Origin of the sequence: Alkalimarinus coralli, from assembly GCF_023650515.1 — a bacterium.
Classification (GTDB): Bacteria; Pseudomonadota; Gammaproteobacteria; order Pseudomonadales; family Oleiphilaceae; genus Alkalimarinus; species Alkalimarinus coralli.
Genome location: NZ_CP096016.1, coordinates 3,577,698 through 3,591,938 on the forward strand (window position 1 = coordinate 3,577,698; position 14,241 = coordinate 3,591,938).

The window sequence follows — 14,241 nt, forward strand, 5'->3', positions numbered from 1 at the left end:
ACTCCCGAAGCCTGCTGCCTGGTCAGGCAACCCATAGCCTGCTCTGCACATGAGTTATTCTGGAGGGAGGTCAGCATGAAACATCACGCTTCATTCGAGTCGTACCGGAAAATCCATGGGTTAGAAAAGCTCACACCACACACCGTCGAAGAAATACAATCAGGTCACTTTGACATCAATAAAGCTCAACGATTCATAGCCTTTCAAACACGCATCAATAGCGAACTGCTCAATCACAAAGTCATTACCCATAACCCCTATACCCGCTGGTTTAGCAAATCAACGCCCAATGACGCACAGATTAAGCAACTCATCGTTCAGTTTTCTGTTTTCTCGAACCAGTTTCTTGTTGCGCAACTTGAGAAGATGATTAACGCAGAGAGCATTGAAGAGATGCGTGCGTCTAAAGAGATACTGGCCAACGAAATAGGCGTGGTATACAAAAAGAATCCCCAGCAGACCCACTCTGAAGGTGATCAACCTGCACTGACTAAAGATGAACGTGACTTTGGTGACATTGAAGGCAGTATCGAAGGCGGCAACTTCCATTTCAAAGCCGCTCATTTCGAGCTGCTTAACCGAATGGCCAGCCATCTGGGTATAACATTCGAGCAATTGGGCAGACGCCAGTTTGGCACCCAGAAAACACTGTTTTTTTGCGATGAGCTTATCAGGCTCTATGGTGCTGCTGACTATGCCACCTCAACCGCTGCATCATACGCGGTTGAAAACTGGGCCGCCGCCGGTTTTTGGGATGAGTTAGTAGAGGGCCTCTCTCGCTATAAAACCAGCAGAAAGCTAGATGCTCTGCCTCTGACATTCTTTACCTGGCACGCCAAGCTTGAGGCCAATCATGCCAACCACACCCAGGAAGAACTTGAGAGTTACTATTTTAATAACACGGTCGACGAAGACCTGTTCATTACCCGAGGCAATGAAATGCTGGATGGCGTTTTCGCCTTTTGGCAGGGGCTGGACGAAGACCGAAAGCGGATACATTAAACATGTTTGACCACGCTGGCCAATAAACGCCCCCGGCACAGACTAAAGGAAGACAGCAGTATGAGCAGCCCAAAACGAGCATCTGACCCCCCCTATCTGGTCGAGACAGAGGCGGGAAAAACATACTTTTGGTGCGCATGTGGCCAAAGTAAAAACCAGCCATTTTGCGATGGCTCTCACAAAGGTACGGCGTTTACGCCCGTAAGCTACCATGCTACGACAGCCAAGCGGGTGTTCTTTTGCGGCTGCAAACAAACGGCAAATCAACCGCTATGTGATGGTAGCCATAAAAAGTCGTAGCCTGTTACTCTGCGTCAGGTTGCTGCTCTGGCGCGGCATCACGAAATGCCTGTAGCTCGATACAGTGCTGGTATATTGCATTGATCTTAGGGAAAGGTATCAGATCAAAATTGAAACGAATCGCGTTATAAACTTGTGGAATCAGGAATATTTCCGCCATCGAAACCTGATCATGGAAACAGTATCCGCCACCACACCCCTCTTCCAGCAGTGTTTCTATCGCCTCAAAACCTCTGGCTAACCAGTGGAAATACCAGTCAGTTTTAACCTGTTCATTGTGGCCGAGCGGACCTTCAATATATTTTAGTACTCGCAAGTTGTTAAGCGGGTGAATATCGCATGCAATGACTTGAACCAGCGCCCGTACTCTGGCTCGATCAATAAGGCTTTCAGGCAGCAACGGTGGTGACGAGTAGCGCTCCTCCAAATACTCAATAATCGCGCTGGACTGGGTAATAATCTGGCCGTCGACGTCCAGTGTCGGCACCAAACACTGCGGGTTAACATCAGTGTATTCAGCAGAATATTGCTCCCCCCCGTTTCGAACAAGGTGAACCGGTTTACAGTCATAAGGAAGCCTTTTGATGTTTAGGGCGATCCTTACCCGGTAAGCCGCTGATGAGCGATAATAACTATAAAGCTTCATACCCCTTTCCCCCAGCTATAACAGTGTATATAACGATTAAAATCACGACCTGGAAACACGGTGAGTTAGCAATCTAACAATCTTAAATCCGAACCACCCGCTGCTCTATCGCACCAAAAATTGACTCCCCAGTCTTATCAAACATTTCAATCTTCACCCGATCCCCAGCGTTTAAAAAGGGACTAGAGATATCTCCGGTGCCTAACTTTTCAAGCATTCTTTTTTCTGCGATACATGATGAGCCGACAGATGCGTCTTTATTAGAGACCGTGCCCGACCCCACAATGGTGCCAGCAGTTAAGGTGCGGGTTTTTGCCGCATGGGAAATCAACGAAGGAAAATCAAAGGTCATATCGCACCCGGCATCAGGCGAACCAAATAACTGCTCATTTAGATGGCTTAACAGAGGAAGGTGCAGCTTGGCGCCATCCCAGGCATCACCGAGTTCATCAGGCGTCACCGCAACAGGAGAGAATGCCGTCGAAGGTTTGCTGTGGAAAAAGCCAAACCCTTTTGCCAGCTCTGAGGGAATCAGGTTGCGCAATGAAATATCATTTACCAGCATGATTAGCACAATGGACTCCCGGGCCGCCGCGCTGGACACGCCCATCGCAACGTCATTGGTAATGATGGCCACCTCAGCCTCAAAGTCCAGCCCCCAGCGTTCATCCTGCAATGGTATTGCGTCAGCCGGCCCCAAAAAAGAATCACTTCCTCCCTGATACATTAATGGATCAGACCAGAATGACTCAGGCATTTCAGCCCCTCTGGCTTTCCGAACCAGCTCAACATGGTTTACATAGGCACTACCATCCGCCCACTGGTAGGCCCGTGGCAAGGGAGACTCCAGCTCACACTCGGCAAATGCAAACACACCGTCCAATTTACCGTCGTTCAGCTGCTGGTAACGCTGCTGTAGCTCGGGCTCGATGCTTTTCCACTGATCAAGCGCGCCTTGCAATGTCAATGCGATGTCAGGTACATACACGGCCGCCCGTAAATTCTTACTGACCAGAACCAGCTCACCATCTCGACTCCCGTTTCTTAACGTTGCCAGTTTCACCAAGACCTCCTAAACCCATTACCTTAAGCAATAAACAAGTGATCAAGTCTCCTGCCAGCTATTGACATACCCTTGCCACTCCACACTCGGCATGCCGTCAGCAATATTCATCCCGTCTCGGGTATCAATCATTACGGCTACTTCATCGGTCTCTTTTTTTGCAGCTTTCAAGCCTGTTTTGTACGCCTTGGGATGAGGGCCATGGGTGAAACCACACGGATGAAACGTCAGCATCCCTGGCTCAATATGATCCCGGCTAAAAAACGTGCCTGCGTGATAGAAAATAATCTCATCAAAGTCATCGTTGCTATGATAAAAAGGTACTTTTAATGCTCCAGGGTCACTTTCCATCGGCCTCGGCACGAAGGTGCATACAACAAATCGGCGGGTCAGAAAGGTGGTGTGGGCAGACGGCGGCAAGTGGTAGCGGTGGCTCATCAACGGCCTGATATCTCGCCAATTCAGTCTGACAACAGACACCTCTCCATGCCAGCCCACAGCATCAAGTGGGTTATACGGGTATTCAATAATCGAACAGCCGCCCGACCGCTTAACCTCGACCTGCCAGGGATTTTCGTCCTGCTGCTGAATGAACGTCTCATTGATCTCGGGAGAGTCAAGAATAGCCGGGTCAAAGATCGCATGCTGCCCAACAAGGCCCTTATCGGGCAGCCCGTAGTATTCGTTCGTCGCTTCAATCATAAGAACGGTCATCGGCTCAATAATCTCGAACCGCCATAAACATGAACGAGGTATTAACAGGTAATCGCCCTCTTTTACATGCAAATGGCCGTAGTCACAAAACAGCTCCCCACACCCTTTGTGTATAAACAGCAGGTCATCACCGTCAGCATTTCTAACCAGTGATGACATACTCTGCTCACAGCGCCAAATTCTGATTTTACAATGTGCGTTGCTCAGCATGAGCGGCGCCTGCCATGGAGAGGTAGGTGCAATTGGCAGGGCCAACAGATTATAGGCGCGCGGTTTGAGATCACCTTCCCAGCGGGTCCACCCGGTTGGTGCGTGCTTGTGGTGTATATGAGTCGCCGGGCCAAAAAAACCTTCCCGACTTACTTCTCGCTCATAGCGTCCCTCTCCTGGCAGGTCAGCATGAGCCTGCCGAGAGGATATTCCCTTGCGTTGTGGAAAGCTCATTCGACGAATCATCTACTTTCCTCGCTCGTCTTTATATCGGGACTTAAGACTTACTTTGACAGCATTAGCGTTTACTTTGACAACACCCCGCGCGCCATCTGGTCTCGCTCTATCGATTCAAACAGGGCCTGGAAATTACCCTCGCCAAAACCCTCATCCCCTTTCCGCTGAATAATCTCAAAAAATATCGGGCCAATCAGCGTTTCGGTAAAAATCTGGAGCAACAACACCAATTCACCCGACTCAACATGCCCGTCAATGAGTATTCGAAAATCTCTGAGTTGTTCAATCGCCTCATGGTGGCCTGGCAACCTATCTGAAACCATTTCATAGTACGTATCGGGGACATCCATAAATTTGATACCGTTAGCACGAAGCCGTGCCACCGTCTGATAAATGTCAGAGGTTCCCAATGCAATATGCTGGATACCTTCACCATGGTACTCATTCAAAAACTCTTCAATCTGCGAGTCATCGCTCGTACCCTCGTTGACGGGGATGCGAATTTTACCGCACGGGCTGGTCATCGCCCGGCTGTGCAACCCAGTCATCTCCCCTTGAATATCAAAGTAGCGGATTTCCCTGAAGTTAAAGACCCGTTTATAGAACTCAGCCCAAGGGTCCATATGACCGCGATACACGTTATGAGTCAGATGATCAATATAGGTCAACCCCGCCGACTCGTGCTCGGCTGCTTCACGCTCAACGGGTTCAAATTGCTGCTGATACAGTTTATCTCTCACTTCATCATCAACCAGATAGAGAATGCTATCCCCAATACCAAAAATAGCGGGTACACCGAACTCCAGTATTTTCCGCTTGCAGGGCATGGCTCGCTGGCTGAGCGCATATTGGTATGCCTTTTGGGCATCCGTTACTTTAAACCCCATAGCGCAGGCAGAAGGGCCGTGCTGTCTTGAGAATTCAGATGCAAAACCCTGATTGGTTTTACCCTCTGCTGACGACGCATCATTGAGTAGAAAGTGAATATCACCCTGCTTAAACCAGGTTAACGGGCGTGTTTTGTGGTGTGCAAAAGGGTGAAAACCCAGTTGTAGAAATAGCGCTGAGAGCTGCTCAGAGTCTGGGGACGAGAACTCGACAAATTCGAAGCCTTCTGTCCCCGCGGGATTACTAAACGACTGCTTAGCATAATCGTGCGCGTGGCCCATTTCGACCTCCTTTATAGCCAAAGACGGGTGACCCGCCTAGCTATAAAACTTGCAGCGCCTAAAGTGGCGCTCATAGACTGTGCTTATAAGAGACTTTTGCATGACTACTGCGCTTACAAATACTGCGTTAAAAAATGACTCAAAATTGTGCGCTCTCCTGGGTCGACCGGGACTTATAGACTATAAACTGCGCTTTTTCGTCATGTTTTGCCTTGTCTTTGATTCGCTCATAACGTCGTGCAAAGGTCTCTATAAAATGATAGTTGTAAACAATACTACATATACACAGTATGGACGATTAATCGCATTTTTGCCTAACCGTCCCTTAGGAAGCACAGGTATGGATGCTGAACCTGTTGACCAATAGGCCGCTCAATGAGCGCATACGCGTTAGTTCAGGTTGTTTTCCATGGCCCAGATAGCGGCTTCAACTCTGGATCTCATCTTCAACTTCTTGAGCAGATTCTTAACATGTACTTTAACCGTTCCCTCAGCAATATCGAGCTTAGAGGCGATCATCTTGTTGCTCATTCCCGCCGATATCTGTTTCAGTATCTGGCGCTCACGTTGGGTTAAACCATCTACCGAACGTTCCTTTCCGCCTTTGCGGTTGCCGATTTCCGACGCCAGCACTGCGGCTAGTTTATCGCTAATAGCCATCGTGCCCGTTGCTGCCTGTCGAATGTACGAGATCAGTTCTTCTGGTTCAGTCTCTTTTAACACATAACCATCAGCACCCGCTTTGAGCGCAGCAATCACGTCATCATGGTCATCTGAAACCGTAAACATCACAATACGAGAATAAATATCTTTGTCTCGCATCGCTTTCAATGTCTGAATTCCGTCCATCCCTTTCATGTTCAAATCGAGCAAAATAAGATCAGGCTCTAACTTCTCTGCAATTTCCAACGCCTCCTGGCCTGAGCTTGCTTCACCTACTGCATCCAGCCCCGCTTCCAGCTGCAGCAGTTGCATAACCCCCTTACGCAACATTGGATGATCATCCACGATCAGAATATTTAATTGTTCTTTATCACTTGTCATGATTACCCCATCATTTATCGTGAATTGTTGTCTCGCCTGTACGTTTTATTTTATCCATGTCGCAGTCAATGCGAACCGTTACACCGCCTTCCGAATTATTATTGATCGCCAGCTCGGCATCAAGACTTTGTGTACGCTCATTCATAATACTTACACCATGATGCATCGGGCCAGCTGACTCTTTGTTAAGGCCAACACCATTGTCTGAAACCTCAACAATCAATTTATTGTCATGCCCTATATTAAAAAGAATATCCGCACGTGTGGCTTTTGCATGACGCACCACATTCGAAAGCGCCTCACGCACGATTTGCAGCAGATGAATTTCGGCATTAGGTCTGAGCGCCATCTCTCCCAGCCGGTAATCCAGCACGATCTCCATTGAGCCACGTTCACGATATTCTGCCACCGTTGCCTTAAGCGCAGATTCCAACCCTGGTTCATCCAGTTTTAGTCTAAACGTGGTCAACAGCTCCCTGAGCTGGCCATATGCGGCATTTAACCCTGTTCGTATTTCTGCGGTGATATCGGCAAGCTGCTGCTTGTCTGCATTCCGCTCACTCAGCGTCTGCCAACGACTTACCTGCATTTTCAAATAGGAGAGCGCCTGGGCTAGTGAATCATGTAGCTCTCTTGCGATGGTGGCACGCTCTTCAACCAGCAACAGCCTCCAGGTCTGTTCATTTTTCCAGTCACGACTAAATGCAGAGGCGACCAGATCACACACAGCAACGATCAACTGCTCTTGCTCTTCAATGATTTTTGGCGACTCTGCCCGCCACAACAACCGGCCATAATTATGTTTTTTGTCAGATATACTAAACCATCGCTCCACAGCACCTGATACCGGAGGTTCCGCATCGTCGTTTTCAATACGGCCAAAATTCTCAGAGGGGTCAACATAGGCCAGCGCCTGCGGTGTGAGGTGTAACTCAAAGTCCCCGCCTCCCAACGTTCGTTTCAGGTTGTTCAGTATCGATCGCATCGCGCTGGCATGAGTAACACCATCATTGATCAGCCGCGACGTTTCATACAACAACTCAAGAGACTCCGTTTGCGCGCGTAATTCATGGGTTTTTCTCGCCACCCGCTCCTCAAGCTCAAGATAAGTTACTTCCAAACTTGAGGCCATATGATTAAACGTATTACCAAGTAGCCCCAACTCATCATTTTTTAAGTAATCGACCCGCGCGCTCAAATCTCCGTGCTTTGCTTTATCTGCGGCATTCACCAACTCCCTCAACGGAATAACCACTGTTCTAAAAAGGTCTAGCAACGCCAGAAAAGCGATAACAATAACCAGCGAAATACTGACACCATGAATATAACGCAGCTGCTCAATTTTCAGGTCGGTATGCGCCTGAAATAGCCCTACCATCTTATCAATACCTGAGGCAAAGCGATCTATTTCAGCCAGCAACGGCAATTCATCATCCTCAGCATGAACCCTCAAGCGCGTTTTTAGTTCGCTCCACTCTCGCAACACAGACTCTAACGACTGGCGTTCAAGGTTGGATGGGGGCAAATCAAGCAGCTCAGCCAAAATGGGCGTCTCTACACGTCGATCAAATTCATTGAGCTCTTTTTCGAGCGAGCTTTCCGTCTTTTGAAGGCCGTGATTAACCCTTAGTACAACCTGCGAAATGCGATAGGACTGCATCCTCAGCGAACCTGCCACGTTAATTCTTTCCGCATCCCCCTCGGTTGACTGGATAATAATCAGAGAAGCAGCCATACTAATTAAGACCAGCACAATAATACCCGCCCAGCCCCACATCGCTCTTCTAACCAATGACCCCTTAGTAATATTTCTGACTAAAAATCGCACAACACCTTCCACATACTCATATATAGGTATATAAATTTACTTGAAATTATCTAAGTGACAAAAACAATATTTAATCTTTTTAATTCAATCAATTACACAGAAAACAAACGTACTCACAAAGCAATAACCCTACTTTTCATAACACTTTACAACCCCAATAAAATTGACCGCTATCAATGGTTATTTTTCCGCATCGGTCTATGCTGAGTTTGGAGCAAAATTTATCGCCTAAATTTTGCTCAAGTATTCTGGATCAATAAGTTACGCGAATCAAAGAATACTTAAAGAATTGTCGTAATAGAATTGAGAGAGCGGTAAAGCTAATATCATGTCCAGAGAAATAGATCTTGGACGAAGATCGCTGTTTAAAGGCCAATATAAGCCTTCAGCGTCCATGTTGCTACCCCCTTGGTCAGTAGGTCAGACCAAATTCCTGGAGCTCTGCACTCGATGTGGTGATTGCGTGAGTGAATGTCCAGAGAATGTTTTAATGCCCGGTTCAGGCGGTTTCCCCACAACAAATTTTAAACACAATGAGTGCACCTTCTGTGGTGATTGTGTGGATGCCTGCTCAACAGGTGCGCTCATCCGGGCAGTCAATGTTGATGGCCACGTCAGCAGCCCTGATAACCGTGACCTTGTTAACAGCGACCTCGCCGCCAAAGCATGGCAACAGGCGCCTGTTGTTAGCGACCAGTGTTTAACTCTCAAAGGCGTTGTATGCCGTAGCTGCGGTGAAGCATGTGACCCTGAAGCAATTACATTTAACTGGGGAAGCGCATCCGCAGGAGGCAGTAGAGGCATCGCAACACCAATTGTCGATAACGACTTGTGCAGCGGATGTGGAGCGTGCATCAGTATCTGCCCAAATGATGCGCTCACTATGCAGCCACTCACTCACAGCAACACACGTAAGGCAGGTTAATCAGCGAATGAAAAAAGCACCTCGCTATTCCAATGAAGATTACAGTGTGGCCGGCGTTGTCGTTCACACCAAACCCGAAAACCGCAACCTGGTAGCAGAACGACTTGAGCTAATGCGCGGCGTAGAAGTGCACGCAATAAATGAAGATGGAAAGTTGGTAGTCACTGTCGAAGAAGAGCCAGGCGAACGATTTATTATCGATCGCATTACGGAGATCAATAACACCGAAGGGGTTATTAATTCTTCACTGGTATTCTCCCAGTCAGAGCAATTGGACTCTTCAGATACGATAGATTCTTCAGACCCTGTGGGCTCTACAATAAAGACAGATTTTACAGAAAGTAAAGTCGCTACAAACCTCGACTCGGAGGAGCAAAAATGAAACTAACCAGAAGAAATTTTATAAAGAGCAATGCGGTGGCCGCCACTGCAGCAGCAGCTGGTGTCGCAGTTCCCGTTTCAGCCTCTAACTTGATTACCAAATCAAGTGACTCGGCGATTAAATGGGACAAGGCACCCTGCCGCTTCTGTGGTACTGGCTGTAGCGTTCTGGTCGGAACCCAGGAGGGGCGCGTAGTTGCTACTCAGGGTGACCCAGACGCACCGGTCAACAAAGGTCTTAACTGTATCAAGGGCTATTTCCTGTCCAAGATCATGTATGGTGAAGACCGCCTGACCACGCCACTACTAAGAATGACTGACGGCGAATATGACAAAGAAGGCCAGTTTACCCCAGTATCCTGGGATAAAGCCTTTGATGTGATGGCTGAAAAATTCAAAGACGCATTGAAGAAAAAAGGCCCTACTTCGGTAGGTATGTTTGGTTCAGGCCAATGGACTGTTATGGAAGGCTACGCGGCATCCAAGCTGATGAAAGCAGGTTTCCGAACCAACAACATCGACCCGAATGCCCGTCACTGCATGGCGTCTGCCGTTGGTGGTTTTATGCGTACATTCGGTATTGATGAGCCAATGGGCTGCTATGATGACCTAGAACAAGCCGATGCATTCGTGCTTTGGGGGTCAAACATGGCAGAGATGCACCCAATCCTCTGGTCTCGTTTGACCGACAGACGTTTGAGTGCGCCTCATGTTCAGGTACATGTATTGTCCACCTTCAAGCATCGTAGTTTTGAGTTGGCGGATAACCCAATCATCTTTACACCACAAACCGACCTGGTTCTGCTGAACTATATTGCCAATTACATCATTCAAAACGGCGCGGTTAACAAAGATTTCGTTAATAAACACACCCGCTTTAAAGAAGGTGTCACTGATATTGGTTACGGGCTGCGCCCAGAGCACCCGCTAGAGCAAAAAGCTAAAAACTCCGGCAAAGGCGGTTCAAAAGACATCTCATTTGATGAGTACGCCAAGTTCGTATCAACGTACACATTAGATTATGCCCACGAAATGTCAGGTGTTCCTAAGGAGAACCTTGAGAAGTTAGCCAAGCTTTATGCAGACCCTAAAGCAAAAATTGTTTCATACTGGACAATGGGCTTTAACCAGCATACTCGTGGAGTTTGGGCCAACAACCTGATGTACAACGTTCACCTGCTCACCGGTAAGATTTCGGAGCCTGGTAGCGGGCCATTCTCATTGACAGGTCAACCTTCTGCCTGCGGTACAGCACGTGAAGTGGGCACGTTTGCCCACCGTCTGCCAGCAGACATGGTGGTTAAAAAGAAAGAGCATCGTGACAAAGCAGAGAAAATCTGGAAGCTGCCTGAAGGAACGATTCCTCCAAAACCAGGTTACCACGCTGTACTGCAAAACCGCATGCTGAAAGACGGCAAGTTGAATGCGTATTGGGTTATGTGTAACAACAACATGCAAACCGCACCCAATATGAACGAAGAAGGCTACCCGGGTTACCGTAATCCTGAAAACTTCATCGTGGTTTCAGACCCATACCCAACCGTGACTGCTCAAGCAGCTGACCTGATTCTTCCTACCGCTATGTGGGTTGAAAAAGAAGGGGCTTACGGTAATGCCGAGCGCCGTACTCAATCATGGTATCAGCAAGTTAAAGGGCCTGGTGAATCAAAGTCTGACTTGTGGCAGCTCATGGAGTTTTCCAAGCGCTTTAAAGTTGAGGAAGTCTGGCCAGAAGAGTTGCTTGCGAAAAAGCCTGAGTACCGTGGCAAAACCTTATTCGACATTCTTTACAAGAATGGCCAGGTTGATAAATACCCTCTATCTGAAGTGCCTGAAGATCGCTTGAACGATGAGTCTCGTGATTTTGGTTTCTATGCACAAAAAGGGCTATTCGAAGAGTACGCAATATTCGGCCGTGGCAAAGCGCACGACCTTGCAGACTACGAAATGTATCACAAGGCTCGCGGCTTAAGGTGGCCTGTTGTAGACGGCAAAGAGACCTTATGGCGCTTCAGAGAAGGCTATGACCCTTATGTACCAAAAGGTGAAGGGGTTCGATTCTATGGTAAACCTGACGGCAAGGCGTGGATATTTGCGCTGCCTTATGAGCCACCAGCGGAATCACCCGATAAAGAGTATGACCTGTGGTTAAGCACTGGTCGAGTACTGGAACACTGGCACAGTGGCACCATGACACGCCGTGTACCCGAACTGTACCGGGCATTCCCTGATGCAGTGCTGTTTATGCACCCGGACGATGCAAAATCACGCGGTCTCCGCCGTGGTGATGAAGTAGTGATCAGCTCAAGACGTGGCGAAGTCAAATCCCGCGTCGAGACCCGTGGCCGAAACCGCCCACCAGCCGGTCTAGTCTTCATGCCATTCTTCGATGCAGGTCAGTTAACCAACAAACTAACCCTTGATGCGACTGACCCGTTATCAAAAGAGACCGATTATAAGAAGTGTGCAGTTAAGGTAGTGAAAGTCTAAAACGCCGCGCGCACAGTTATGTGCGCGTATATGAAATAAGGCTTAAACGATAAATAGAAGTGGTAAGCACCATGGCAACCAAAAAAGCGAACAACCAACAGGCCCTTAGTCGCCGTCAGTTTTTAACTGACAGCGGCCATGCTGCTTGCAGTGTTGGCCTGCTTGGGCTTGGGCTGGGAATGTATGGCGAACAAAGTAAGACTCATGCAGCTCTGGCTCTGCGTCCGCCTGGTGCTTTAATAGAAGATGATTTTCTGGGCGCCTGTGTGCGCTGCGGACTTTGCGTGGAAGATTGCCCATACGACACATTAAAATTGGCTCGTTTGTTTGAGCCGGTGACCACCGGGACACCCTACTTTGACGCCAGGAAAGTGCCATGCGAAATGTGTGACGACATTCCCTGTGTTAAGGCGTGCCCAACCGGGGCACTGGACCCACAACTGACCAATATTGATGATGCCAGAATGGGCGTTGCAGTGCTGATTGATAGAGAGACCTGCCTCAATATGCAAGGCTTAAGGTGTGATGTTTGTTATCGCGTCTGCCCTTTGATAGAAGAAGCGATCACTCTCAATCTACTGCAAAACACCCGCACGGGTGTTCACGCGATATTTGAACCCGTGGTGCATTCAGACATCTGTACCGGCTGCGGTAAGTGCGAGCATGCCTGCGTTCTCGAAGAAGCTGCGATCAAGGTTATGCCGAGAGAGCTGGCAAAAGGAGAACTCGGCAAGCACTATCGCTGGGGCTGGGAAGAGAAAGAAAAAGCCGGAAAAGAGTTGGTTCCTGACATTATTGACCTTCCTAACCGAATGCCAAGCAATTCGGCTGAAAAACTCAATATTGCCCCCACAGGAGGTAAAAAATGAGTGCACCAGCAAAAAGCGCGGTCATCGGACAGGACGCAATAGTTGAAAAAGGGTGGCTAAAAACCCATCAATGGCTGCTACTACGCAGAGTCTCTCAACTCAGCATTTTAGGGTTGTTCTTGCTCGGGCCATTAGCAGGTATCTGGTGGATTAAAGGCAACCTGAGCGCCAGCTTACTATTCGGCACAATCCCGATGGCAGACCCATTTTTGGTGTTGCAGACCTTTTTTTCCGGTCACCAACCCGAACTGACAGCCTTAGCGGGTGCTCTGATCATTTTTGCTTTCTACTTTATCGTTGGAGGTCGGGTTTTCTGTTCCTGGGTTTGCCCGGTTAACATTGTGACAGATAGTGCAGGCTGGCTGCGCCGCCGCTTAGGGCTGCGTAAAAGTACTCAGCTATCTCGCTCACTTAGATACTGGATACTAATCATGTGCCTGATTACCCCCCTGTTTACAGGGTATGTGGTTTGGGAGCTGGTTAACCCGGTATCAATGCTGCACCGCGGACTCCTATTTGGAATGGGAATGGGCTGGACTCTCATCATCGCCATATTTCTTTTTGATTTATTTATCAGCCGCCGTGGCTGGTGTGGGCATATATGCCCAATGGGTGCTTTTTATAGTTTAGTGGGTAAATTCAGCCCATTAAAAGTAAGTGCTGCCAACAGGTCAAAATGCAATGACTGTATGGACTGCTACGCTGTCTGCCCGGAGCCCCAGGTTATCAGGCCTGCTCTTAAGGGTGAAGCTAAAGGCGTCGGCCCTGTCATCATCGCATCCGACTGCACCAATTGCGGACGCTGTATCGATATTTGCGCAAAAGATGTTTTTCACTACAGTTCGAGATTTGCCAACGAGGCGGAGAAATAACATGAAAAAACGACTAACTATTGTTGCCTTTGTCAGTTTGCTGGCTAGCATAATGGTCACCGGTTCAGCCTGGGCTGATATTGGTGGTGTTCAATCACTCAGAGGCTCAACGGAGCTTGATACCGATAATACCGCAGACTCACTTAAGCGGGTTCCGCGAGACCGCGAAACGTTTGAGCGGGACTATTTACACCAACCGCCACTTATTCCTCATCAAATTCGAGGCTATCGTGTCGACCTGAATAGCAACAAGTGCTTGTCCTGCCACAGCTGGACGAACTATAAAAAAGCGGGCGCGACCAAAATTAGTCTGACTCACTTTGAAACCCGTGATGGACAGCAGCTATCCGATGTGTCGCCACGCCGTTATTTTTGTAATCAATGCCATGTACCTCAGGCCGACGCTAAACCACTAGTTGATAACAACTTTAACTCAGTGAAGCCGCTCGCCAAATAGAGCTTGAAGATGATAGAAAGTGGAGAGCTAAAGT

The 14,241-nt window shown here is 48.3% G+C and carries 14 protein-coding genes; 8 read left to right on the top strand and 6 right to left on the bottom strand.

Annotation, left to right across the window (positions count from 1 at the left end; all coding sequences use genetic code 11):
• Nucleotides 1-75: 75 nt before the first annotated feature.
• On the top strand, nt 76-1,002 hold the full coding sequence (locus tag MY523_RS15985) for a hypothetical protein (protein WP_250655680.1): 927 nt from the start codon (nt 76-78) through the stop codon (nt 1,000-1,002).
• Nucleotides 1,003-1,062: 60 nt separating this feature from the next.
• Nucleotides 1,063-1,302, top strand: a complete 240-nt coding sequence (locus MY523_RS15990; RefSeq protein WP_250655681.1) for a CDGSH iron-sulfur domain-containing protein — start codon at nt 1,063-1,065, stop codon at nt 1,300-1,302.
• 4 nt (nt 1,303-1,306) lie between these two features.
• Here the strand turns inward: MY523_RS15990 and maiA are convergent, their stop codons facing one another.
• The 6 genes from maiA to MY523_RS16020 all read right to left on the bottom strand — a co-directional run bounded on the left by maiA (nt 1,307) and on the right by MY523_RS16020 (nt 8,213).
• Complete coding sequence (gene maiA / locus MY523_RS15995; RefSeq protein ID WP_250655682.1) at nt 1,307-1,948, bottom strand: maleylacetoacetate isomerase; 642 nt, start codon at nt 1,946-1,948, stop codon at nt 1,307-1,309.
• Nucleotides 1,949-2,030: 82 nt separating this feature from the next.
• Nucleotides 2,031-3,011 carry a fumarylacetoacetate hydrolase family protein gene (locus MY523_RS16000; RefSeq protein ID WP_250655683.1) on the bottom strand — a complete coding sequence of 327 codons (981 nt, stop codon included), beginning with the start codon at nt 3,009-3,011 and terminating at the stop codon, nt 2,031-2,033.
• A 42-nt stretch (nt 3,012-3,053) separates the two neighbouring features.
• Entirely contained in the window at nt 3,054-4,181 is a 1,128-nt protein-coding gene (locus MY523_RS16005) for a homogentisate 1,2-dioxygenase (RefSeq protein ID WP_250655684.1), read from the bottom strand.
• A 59-nt stretch (nt 4,182-4,240) separates the two neighbouring features.
• On the bottom strand, nt 4,241-5,341 hold the full coding sequence (gene hppD / locus MY523_RS16010) for a 4-hydroxyphenylpyruvate dioxygenase (protein ID WP_250655685.1): 1,101 nt from the start codon (nt 5,339-5,341) through the stop codon (nt 4,241-4,243).
• 390 nt (nt 5,342-5,731) lie between these two features.
• The gene (gene narL, locus MY523_RS16015; RefSeq protein WP_250655686.1) at nt 5,732-6,385 is read right to left on the bottom strand and encodes a two-component system response regulator NarL; all 654 of its coding nucleotides are present in this window, start codon (nt 6,383-6,385) and stop codon (nt 5,732-5,734) included.
• 10 nt (nt 6,386-6,395) lie between these two features.
• Nucleotides 6,396-8,213, bottom strand: a complete 1,818-nt coding sequence (locus MY523_RS16020) for a type IV pili methyl-accepting chemotaxis transducer N-terminal domain-containing protein (protein WP_250655687.1) — start codon at nt 8,211-8,213, stop codon at nt 6,396-6,398.
• 328 nt (nt 8,214-8,541) lie between these two features.
• On the opposite strand from MY523_RS16020, the gene MY523_RS16025 reads away from it, so the two are divergent.
• The 6 genes from MY523_RS16025 (at nt 8,542) to MY523_RS16050 (ending at nt 14,207) form a co-directional block, all read left to right on the top strand.
• Nucleotides 8,542-9,138, top strand: coding sequence for a ferredoxin-type protein NapF (locus tag MY523_RS16025; RefSeq protein WP_250655688.1), 597 nt, complete (start codon nt 8,542-8,544; stop codon nt 9,136-9,138).
• 7 nt (nt 9,139-9,145) lie between these two features.
• Complete coding sequence (locus MY523_RS16030; protein ID WP_250655689.1) at nt 9,146-9,520, top strand: chaperone NapD; 375 nt, start codon at nt 9,146-9,148, stop codon at nt 9,518-9,520.
• Nucleotides 9,517-12,009 (top strand): nitrate reductase catalytic subunit NapA, encoded by a 2,493-nt coding sequence (gene napA, locus MY523_RS16035; RefSeq protein WP_250655690.1) that lies wholly within the window; start codon nt 9,517-9,519, stop codon nt 12,007-12,009. The genes MY523_RS16030 and napA overlap by 4 nt, the downstream gene beginning before the upstream one ends.
• A 71-nt stretch (nt 12,010-12,080) precedes the next feature.
• The gene (napG, locus tag MY523_RS16040; protein WP_250655691.1) at nt 12,081-12,878 is read left to right on the top strand and encodes a ferredoxin-type protein NapG; all 798 of its coding nucleotides are present in this window, start codon (nt 12,081-12,083) and stop codon (nt 12,876-12,878) included.
• Entirely contained in the window at nt 12,875-13,750 is an 876-nt protein-coding gene (gene napH / locus MY523_RS16045) for a quinol dehydrogenase ferredoxin subunit NapH (RefSeq protein ID WP_250655692.1), read from the top strand. Before napG ends, napH begins: the two co-directional genes overlap by 4 nt.
• 1 nt (nt 13,751) lies before the next feature.
• Nucleotides 13,752-14,207, top strand: coding sequence for a nitrate reductase cytochrome c-type subunit (locus tag MY523_RS16050; RefSeq protein ID WP_250655693.1), 456 nt, complete (start codon nt 13,752-13,754; stop codon nt 14,205-14,207).
• Nucleotides 14,208-14,241: the final 34 nt, after the last annotated feature.